Below are 8,817 nucleotides of genomic sequence, written 5' to 3'. Positions count from 1 at the left end.
CCGACATCCTGGCGCTCCGCGACGAGACCGAGGAGGACGCCAAGGAGATCGAGGCGTCGAAGTACGATCTCGCCTACATCGCGCTCGACGGCACGATCGGCTGCATGGTCAACGGCGCCGGCCTCGCCATGGCGACGCTCGACATCATCAAGCTCTACGGCGAGGAGCCGGCGAACTTCCTCGATGTCGGCGGCGGCGCCACCGAGGAGAAGGTCACGGCCGCCTTCAAGATCATCACCGCCGACCCGCAGGTGAAGGGCATCCTCGTCAACATCTTCGGCGGCATCATGAAGTGCGACGTCATCGCCCGCGGCGTGATCGCGGCGGTCAAGACCGTGGGCCTCGAAGTGCCGCTCGTCGTGCGGCTCGAGGGCACCAACGTCGAGGAGGGCAAGGCGATCATCGGCGGCTCGGGGCTGAACGTGATCTCCGCCGACGATCTCGACGATGCGGCGCAGAAGATCGTCGCCGCCGTGAAGAAGGGCTGAGCCGATGTCCATCCTGATCGACGCATCCACGAAAGTCATCTGCCAGGGCTTCACCGGCAAGAACGGGACCTTCCACTCCGAGCAGGCGCTGGCCTACGGCACCAAGATGGTCGGCGGCACCTCGCCGGGGAAGGGCGGCGCGAGCCATCTCGGGCTGCCGGTGTTCGACACCGTGGCCGAGGCGCGCGAGGCGACCGGCGCCACGGCGAGCGTCGTCTACGTGCCGCCGCCGGGCGCGGCGGATGCGATCTGCGAGGCGATCCAAGCCGGGATGCCGCTGATCGTGTGCATCACGGAAGGTATTCCGGTGCTCGACATGGTGCGGGTCAAGCGCGCGCTGGAGGGCTCGAAGTCGCGGCTCATCGGGCCGAACTGTCCCGGCGTGGTCACGGCGGGCGAATCGAAGATCGGCATCATGCCGGCCAACATCTTCAAGACCGGCTCGGTCGGCATCGTCTCGCGCTCCGGCACGCTGACCTACGAGGCGGTGTTCCAGACCTCGACCGCGGGCCTCGGCCAGACCACGGCGGTGGGCATCGGCGGCGACCCGGTGAAGGGCACCGAGTTCATCGACATGCTGGAGATGTTCCTGGCCGACGAGAAGACCACCTCGATCGTGATGATCGGCGAGATCGGCGGCTCGGCCGAGGAGGACGCGGCGCAGTTCATCGCGGACGAGGCCAAGCGCGGACGAAGCAAGCCGATGGTCGGCTTCATCGCCGGCCGCACCGCGCCGCCCGGCCGGCGCATGGGGCATGCCGGCGCGATCATCTCCGGCGGCAAGGGCGGCGCCGAGGATAAGATCGCGGCGATGGAGGCGGCCGGCATCCGCGTCTCGCCCTCGCCGGCGCGGCTCGGCTCGACGCTCGTCGAGGTGCTCCGGGGCTGAGGGTGACAGCCGCGGGCGGATGACCCCACGCGCGGCCGTGTTGCAGTGCACGCAAGCCCGCGATCCCATATGAGAGAGCACGAGGCGCGCCCTTGCGGGCGCGGCCAGGATCTCAAGCGTTCGCCGAGCCTGCCTTCGCTCCGAGGCTCCCCGCTCGCGATGACGCGCTCAGCCCGCAGCGGCGGAGCGCCCGAAGACAGGATGATCGCCCGATGGCACGCCAGGACGTGAACGAAGCGCTGCTGGAGACCTCGTTCCTCTACGGCGGCAACGCCGCCTACATCGAGGACCTGCAGGCGGCCTATGCCCGCAACCCGGCCTCGGTCGACCCCGCGTGGCAGGCCTTCTTCAAGGGGCTCGGCGAGGACGAGACCCTGGTCGCGAAGAACGCGGCGGGCGCCTCCTGGACGAAGCCGAACTGGCCCGTGCCGGCCAACGGCGAGATCGTCTCGGCGCTCGACGGCAACTGGGCGACCCTGGAGAAGGCGGTCGGCGAGAGGATCCTGGCCAAGGGGCAGGCAAAGGGCGAGCCCAAGCCCGGCAAGCCCGCCGACGGCCTCGCGGTCACCGCGAAGGCCGGCGTCTCGGTGGAGCAGGCGACCAAGGATTCGGTGCGCGCGATCATGCTGATCCGCTCGTACCGCATGCGCGGCCACCTGCACGCCAAGCTCGACCCGCTGGGGCTGGCGCCCCGCGGCGACCACGAGGAGCTGCACCCGCAGCATTACGGCTTCCTCGAATCCGACTGGGACCGGCCGATCTTCCTCGACAACGTGCTCGGGCTCGAGTTCGGCACCATCCGCGAGATCGTCGAGATCCTGGAGCGGACCTACTGCCAGACGCTCGGCGTCGAGTTCATGCACATCTCCGATCCCGAGGAGAAGGCGTGGATTCAGGAGCGCATCGAGGGCAAGGACAAGGAGATCTCGTTCACGCCGGAAGGCCGCCGCGCGATCCTGAACAAGCTCATCGAGGCGGAAGGGTTCGAGCGGTTCCTCGACCTCAAATACACCGGCACCAAGCGCTTCGGGCTCGACGGGTCCGAGGCGATGATCCCGGCGCTCGAACAGATCATCAAGCGCGGCGGCGCGCTCGGCGTGCGCGAGATCGTGCTCGGCATGGCCCATCGCGGGCGGCTGAACGTGCTCACCAACGTGATGGCCAAGCCGTTCCGGGCGGTGTTCAACGAGTTCAAGGGCGGCTCGGCCTCGCCGGCCGAGGTCGAGGGCTCGGGCGACGTCAAGTACCACCTCGGCGCGTCCTCGGACCGCGCCTTCGACGGCAACACCGTCCACCTCTCGCTCACCGCCAATCCCTCGCACCTCGAGATCGTCGACCCGGTGGTGCTCGGCAAGGTCCGCGCCAAGCAGGACCAGCGCGCCAAGCCGAACATCCAGCGCGGCAGCGTCATGCCGCTTCTGATCCACGGCGACGCGGCGTTTGCCGGCCAGGGCGTGGTCGCCGAGTGCCTCGGCCTGTCGGGCCTGAAGGGCCACCGCACCGGCGGCTCGATCCACTTCATCATCAACAACCAGATCGGCTTCACCACCGATCCGCGCTTCTCGCGCTCCTCGCCCTACCCGTCCGACCTCGCCAAGATGGTCGAGGCGCCGATCTTCCACTGCAACGGCGACGACCCCGAGGCCGTCACCTTCGCGACCAAGGTCGCGGTCGAGTACCGGCAGAAGTTCGGCAAGCCGGTGGTGATCGACATGCTGTGCTACCGCCGCTTCGGCCACAACGAGGGCGACGAGCCGGCCTTCACCCAGCCGAAGATGTACCAGCGCATCCGCAAGCACACCTCGGTGCTGGAAAGCTACGGCCGCCGTCTCATCGAGAACGGCACCATCACCCAGGAGGCGTTCGAGGCCCGCAAGGCCGAGTTCCGGGCAGTGCTCGACAGCGAGCTGGAGGTGGCGGGCGCCTACAAGGCCAACAAGGCCGACTGGCTCGACGGGCGCTGGTCCGGCTTCAAGGCGGTGCACGAGGACGTGGACGACCCCCGCCGCGGCCGCACCGGCGTGCCGGCCGAGACCTTGCGCGAGATCGCGCAGAAGATCACCCAGGCGCCGCCCGGCTTCCACCTCCACCGCACGATCCAGCGATTCCTCGACAACCGCGCCAAGGCGGTGGAGACCGGCGTCGGCATCGACTGGGCGACCGCCGAGGCGCTGGCCTTCGGCGCGACGCTCATCGACGGCAACCGCGTCCGGCTCTCAGGCCAGGATGTCGAGCGCGGCACCTTCTCGCAGCGCCACGCCGTGGTGATCGACCAGGAGAACGAGCAACGCTTCACGCCGCTGAACGCGATCCGTGAAGGTCAGGCGCCGCTGGAGGTCATCAACTCGATGCTGTCGGAAGAGGCGGTCCTCGGCTTCGAGTACGGCTACTCGGCCGCCGAGCCGAACGCCCTGGTGCTGTGGGAGGCGCAGTTCGGCGACTTCGCCAACGGTGCGCAGGTGGTGATCGACCAGTTCATCGCATCGGGCGAGCGCAAGTGGCTGCGTATGTCCGGCCTCGTGATGCTGCTGCCGCACGGCTACGAGGGCCAGGGGCCGGAGCATTCCTCCGCGCGGCTGGAGCGTTACCTGCAATCCTGCGCTGAGGACAACATGCAGGTCGCCAACTGCTCGACGCCGGCCAACTACTTCCACATCCTGCGGCGCCAGTTGAAGCGCGACTTCCGCAAGCCGCTGATCCTGATGACGCCGAAGTCGCTGCTGCGGCACAAGCGGGCGGTGTCGTCGATCGAGATGATCGCCGAAGGATCGAGCTTCCACCGCATCCTGTGGGACGGTGCCGAGCGCGACGAGACCGGCGTGAAGCTGGTGCGCGACGACAAGATCCGCCGCGTCGTGCTGTGCTCGGGCAAGGTCTATTACGACCTGCTGGAGGAGCGTGAGAAGCGCGCTGTCTCCGACGTCTACCTGCTGCGCGTCGAGCAGCTCTACCCGTTCCCGCTCAAGGCGCTCGCCAACGAGATGGGCCGCTTCCGCAACGCCGAGGTGGTGTGGTGCCAGGAGGAGCCCAAGAACATGGGGGCCTGGGCCTTCGTCGAGCCCTACCTCGAATGGGTGCTGGGGCAGGCGAGCGCCGCCGTGAAGCGCGCCCGCTACGTCGGCCGCCCGGCCTCGGCCTCGACCGCCGTCGGGCAGATGTCGAAGCATCAGGCGCAGCTCCAGGCGTTCCTCAACGAGGCGCTGGCGGTCTGATTTTTGTGTGAGTTGGCGGCGCGCTTCGCGTGCCGCCGTCCCGACTTCCGGTCGTCCCGCACGGCCCAACCGATCCGGCGTGAACAGCAATGGCAACCGACATCCTCGTCCCGACGCTCGGCGAATCCGTCAGCGAGGCCACCATCGGCCGCTGGTTCAAGAAGCCGGGCGACGCGGTCGCCGCCGACGAGCCGATCGTCGAGCTGGAAACCGACAAGGTGACGCTCGAGGTCAACGCGCCGGCGGCCGGCGAGCTCGGCGAGATCCTGGTCAAGGACGGCGAGACGGTGGAGCCGGGCGCGCTGCTCGGCTCGATCGTCGAGGCCGGCGCCGGCGGCGCCAAACCCGCGCCGAAGGAGGCCGCGCCGCCGAAGACGCAGGCCGCCGAGACCAAGGCCGAGAGCCGCAGCGAGGCGCCGAAGGCCGCCCCCGCCGACGCCAAGGCGGTCGAGGAGGCCCCCGCCGCGGAATCGGCCGCCGGCTACGGCAACCACGGCGACGATGCGGTCCCGCAGGCTAGCCGCCCGGCCGGCGACAACGGCCCGGCGGTGGGCAAGCTCGCGCGGGAATCGGGCATCGACCCGTCCGGCCTCAACGGCACCGGCAAGGACGGCCGCGTCACCAAGGGCGACATGCTCGGCGCGATCGCCAAAGGCGACTCACAAGGGAAGGGCGACCCGCAGAAGAGTGCGCCTCAGCCCGCACCGGCACCCGCCAGGGACGCCCGCCCGACCCCGCCGCGCCCGGCCTCCAAGCCCGACGACGCCGCGCGCGAGGAGCGCGTGCGGATGACGAAGCTCCGCCAGACCATCGCCCGCCGCCTCAAGGACGCGCAGGACACCGCGGCGATGCTGACGACGTTCAACGACGTCGACATGGGCGCCGTGATGGCGCTGCGCACCCAGTACAAGGACCTGTTCGAGAAGAAGCACGGGACGAAGCTCGGCTTCATGGGCTTCTTCACCAAGGCGGTGATCGGCGCGCTCAAGGACGTGCCGGCCGTCAACGCCGAGATCGACGGGCAGGACCTCGTCTACAAGAACTACTACCACATCGGCATCGCGGTCGGCACCGACAAGGGCCTCGTCGTGCCGGTGGTGCGCAACGCCGACGACCTCTCGCTCGCCGGCATCGAGAAGACGATCTCCGGCTTCGGGCGCAAGGCGCGGGACGGCAAGCTCTCGATCGAGGAGATGCAGGGCGGCACCTTCACGATCACCAACGGCGGCATCTACGGCTCGCTGATGTCGACGCCGATCCTCAACGCGCCGCAATCGGGCATCTTGGGGATGCACCGCATCGAGGAGCGGCCGGTGGTGCGGCACGGCAAGATCGAGGCGCGGCCGATGATGTATCTGGCGCTGTCCTACGACCACCGCATCGTGGACGGGAAGGAGGCGGTGACCTTCCTGGTACGCGTCAAGGAGGCGCTGGAGGACCCGGCGCGGCTGGTGCTGGACCTGTAGCCGGCAGGCGCCGGCTCTCGGGTGCGACGGAATGCAGAATTGGGTTCTCTTTTCGGAGATCGTCCGAAACGTCGGGCTCGCATTGGCGGCATTCGGTGGCGTCGTCCTCGCGTGGTGGAAGCTCGCGCCCGAGCGGACGCAGGCGGGTTCGGCCGCCGCGCAGGCCGATCTGGCCCGGCGCGCCCACGTCACGGAACTGTTCAATCGCGCGGCCGGACAGCTCGGGGAGGAGCGCCTTGAGGTGCGTCTGGCCGCGATCTACGTTCTTCGGGAGATCGGCCGGGATTTTCCTGATCTTGCGAACCCGGTCTTCGAGTTGCTTCAGGCGTATCTGCGGGAAAGGCAGACGGGCTATCAGGACGCGGCCCCGCCGATCGACGTACAGGCCATTATGGCAACGCTGCTCATGAGGATTCCGGCCGATGACCCGCCTGTCGACTAGGGATCGTCCCGTTTTGAACCTTCGCGGCGCCTTCGTCAGGCGGACCGACCTCAGCAACGCCGATCTTCGCGATGCCGAACTGTCGGGGGCGGACGCCAGCAACGCATTGTTTCGACGCTCCAATTTCCAGGGCGCGCGACTGGTCGGAACGATCCTGCGCGGCGCGGATCTGACCGGCGCGACGAACCTGACCGTTGAACAACTCGCGCGCGCCGTCATCGACGAGCATACCCTGTTGCCGGACTACATCGACCGCAGCCGCCTGCACGACGCCGCCAAGCCCTTCGTCGAAGCCGCCTCATGACGGGTCTCAACGACGCCGTCGCGGTCGTCACCGGCGGGGGCCGTGGCATCGGACGTGTCGTGTCGCTGCTCGCGGCCGGGCGCGGGTTTCGCGTCTGCCTCGGCTACGTCTCCGACGCGGGCGCGGCCGAGGGCGTCGCCGCCGCGATCGCCGCGGCCGGCGGAAAGGCCGTCGCGGTGCGCTGCGACGTGGCGCAGGAGGCCGACGTGGTCGCGCTGTTTGCGGCCGCCGACCGGCTCGGCACCGTCACGGCGCTCGTCAACAATGCCGGCGTGGTCGATCTCCCGGCACCCGTCTCCGAGATGAGCGCGGCACGCCTCCGTCGGATGATGGCGACCAACGTCGTCGGCAGCTTCCTCTGCGCCCGCGAGGCGGTGCGGCGCATGTCGACGAGGACCGGGGGCCGCGGCGGGGCGATCGTCAACCTCTCCTCGATCGCCGCACGGCTGGGCGGAGCGGGGCAGTTCGTGGACTATGCCGCGTCGAAGGGGGCGATCGACAGCTTCACCGTCGGGCTCGCCCGCGAGGTCGCCGACGAGGGCATCCGCGTCAACGCGGTGGCGCCGGGCATCATCGACACCGAGATCCACGCCAGCGGCGGCACGCCGGACAAGGCCGCCGCGATGGGGCCGGGCGTGCCGATGAAGCGAGCGGGAACCGCCGAGGAGGTGGCGGCTCCCGTGGTCTGGCTTCTCTCGGAGGAGGCCGCCTACGTCACCGGGGCGATCCTCGACGTGTCGGGCGGGCGCTGAGCGTCGGAACCGATCGATCTTTCCGCGGCCCGCTCCGGCGAGCGCCGCACGCGCATCAGGAACGAGCACAGCCATGAGCACCTACGATCTCGTCGTCATCGGCACCGGCCCCGGCGGCTACGTCTGCGCCATCCGCGCGGCGCAGCTCGGCCTGCGCGTCGCGGTGGTCGAGAAGCGGGCGACCCATGGCGGCACCTGCCTCAACGTCGGCTGCATCCCGTCGAAGGCGCTGCTGCACGCCTCCGAGGCGTTCGAGGAGGCGACCAAGCACTTCCCCGACCTCGGCATCGACGTCGGCACGCCGAAGCTCGACTTGGCGAAGATGCAGGGCTTCAAGCAGGGTGGCGTCGACGGCAACACCAAGGGCGTCGAGTTCCTGCTGAAGAAGAACAAGGTCGAGGCCTTCCACGGCACGGCCAGGATCGCCGGCGTAGGCCGGGTCGAGGTGACGGCGACGGACGGCGGCAACCGGATGCTGGAGACGAAGGACATCGTCGTCGCCACCGGCTCCGACGTCACCCGCCTGCCGGGCGTGGCGATCGACGAGAAGGTCGTGGTCTCCTCCACCGGGGCGCTGGAACTCTCGCAGGTGCCCAAGACGCTGCTGGTGATCGGCGCGGGCGTGATCGGGCTGGAGCTCGGCTCGGTCTGGCGCCGGCTCGGCGCCGAAGTGACGGTGGTCGAGTACCTCGACCGGGTGCTGCCGGGCATGGACGGCGAAGTCGGCAAGCAGTTCCAGCGGATCATGGCCAAGCAGGGCATCGCCTTCCGGCTCTCGACCAAGGTCACGGGCGTCGAGACCGGCGAGGCGGGCGCCCGCGTGACCGTGGAGCCGGCCGCCGGCGGCGAGACGGAGACGCTCTCGGCCGACGTGGTGCTCGTGGCGATCGGCCGCGTGCCCTACACCGAGGGGCTGGGGCTGGAGGGCGTCGGCGTCGACCTCGACGAGAAGGGCCGCATCCGGACGGACAGCCGCTACGCCACCAGCGTGCCCGGCATCTACGCCATCGGCGACGTGATCGCCGGGCCGATGCTCGCGCACAAGGCCGAGGACGAGGGCGTGGCGGTGGCCGAGATCCTGGCCGGCCAGGCCGGCCACGTGAACTACGCGGTGATCCCGAACGTGGTCTACACGTATCCGGAGGTCGCCTCGGTCGGACGTACCGAGGAGGAGCTGAAGAAGGACGGGACCGCCTACAACGCGGGCAAGTTCCCGTTCACGGCCAACGGCCGGGCCAAGGCCAACGGCACCACCGAGGGCTTC

General features: G+C 69.4%; 7 protein-coding genes and 1 pseudogene. All 8 read left to right on the top strand.

The window, feature by feature from the left end; genetic code table 11:
• A pseudogene (sucC, locus tag ACFE86_RS19435) lies at positions 1–488 on the top strand (succinate--CoA ligase subunit beta); the annotation flags it as partial.
• A gap of 4 nt (positions 489–492) precedes the next feature.
• The gene (gene sucD, locus ACFE86_RS19430; protein WP_375456967.1) at positions 493–1,377 is read left to right on the top strand and encodes a succinate--CoA ligase subunit alpha; all 885 of its coding nucleotides are present in this window, start codon (positions 493–495) and stop codon (positions 1,375–1,377) included.
• 212 nt (positions 1,378–1,589) lie between these two features.
• Positions 1,590–4,589: a 2-oxoglutarate dehydrogenase E1 component gene (locus ACFE86_RS19425; protein WP_375456966.1), complete on the top strand. Its 3,000-nt coding sequence runs from the start codon at positions 1,590–1,592 to the stop codon at positions 4,587–4,589.
• 89 nt (positions 4,590–4,678) lie between these two features.
• Positions 4,679–6,055 carry a 2-oxoglutarate dehydrogenase complex dihydrolipoyllysine-residue succinyltransferase gene (gene odhB, locus ACFE86_RS19420; protein ID WP_375456965.1) on the top strand — a complete coding sequence of 459 codons (1,377 nt, stop codon included), beginning with the start codon at positions 4,679–4,681 and terminating at the stop codon, positions 6,053–6,055.
• A gap of 31 nt (positions 6,056–6,086) precedes the next feature.
• Positions 6,087–6,497 carry a hypothetical protein gene (locus ACFE86_RS19415; RefSeq protein ID WP_375456964.1) on the top strand — a complete coding sequence of 137 codons (411 nt, stop codon included), beginning with the start codon at positions 6,087–6,089 and terminating at the stop codon, positions 6,495–6,497.
• Positions 6,478–6,801 carry a pentapeptide repeat-containing protein gene (locus ACFE86_RS19410; RefSeq protein ID WP_375456963.1) on the top strand — a complete coding sequence of 108 codons (324 nt, stop codon included), beginning with the start codon at positions 6,478–6,480 and terminating at the stop codon, positions 6,799–6,801. Before ACFE86_RS19415 ends, ACFE86_RS19410 begins: the two co-directional genes overlap by 20 nt.
• Positions 6,798–7,553: an SDR family oxidoreductase gene (locus ACFE86_RS19405; protein ID WP_375456962.1), complete on the top strand. Its 756-nt coding sequence runs from the start codon at positions 6,798–6,800 to the stop codon at positions 7,551–7,553. The genes ACFE86_RS19410 and ACFE86_RS19405 overlap by 4 nt, the downstream gene beginning before the upstream one ends.
• Before the next feature lie 73 nt (positions 7,554–7,626).
• Positions 7,627–8,817, top strand: a 1,191-nt coding sequence (gene lpdA, locus ACFE86_RS19400; RefSeq protein WP_375456961.1) for a dihydrolipoyl dehydrogenase, incomplete at its 3' end; no start/stop codon positions are given.

Source organism: uncultured Methylobacterium sp. (assembly GCF_964244095.1).
GTDB lineage: Bacteria > Pseudomonadota > Alphaproteobacteria > Rhizobiales > Beijerinckiaceae > Methylobacterium.
This window is presented reverse-complemented; position numbering and strand designations above follow the sequence as displayed.

Bases quoted from the DNA above. Each gene is read 5' to 3' on its own strand.
- ACFE86_RS19425 (WP_375456966.1), top strand. From the start codon at position 1,590: ATGGCACGCCAGGACGTGAACGAAGCGCTGCTGGAGACCTCGTTCCTC.
- ACFE86_RS19405 (WP_375456962.1), top strand. From the start codon at position 6,798: ATGACGGGTCTCAACGACGCCGTCGCGGTCGTCACCGGCGGGGGCCGT.
- sucD (WP_375456967.1), top strand. From the start codon at position 493: ATGTCCATCCTGATCGACGCATCCACGAAAGTCATCTGCCAGGGCTTC.
- odhB (WP_375456965.1), top strand. From the start codon at position 4,679: ATGGCAACCGACATCCTCGTCCCGACGCTCGGCGAATCCGTCAGCGAG.
- ACFE86_RS19415 (WP_375456964.1), top strand. From the start codon at position 6,087: ATGCAGAATTGGGTTCTCTTTTCGGAGATCGTCCGAAACGTCGGGCTC.
- ACFE86_RS19410 (WP_375456963.1), top strand. From the start codon at position 6,478: ATGACCCGCCTGTCGACTAGGGATCGTCCCGTTTTGAACCTTCGCGGC.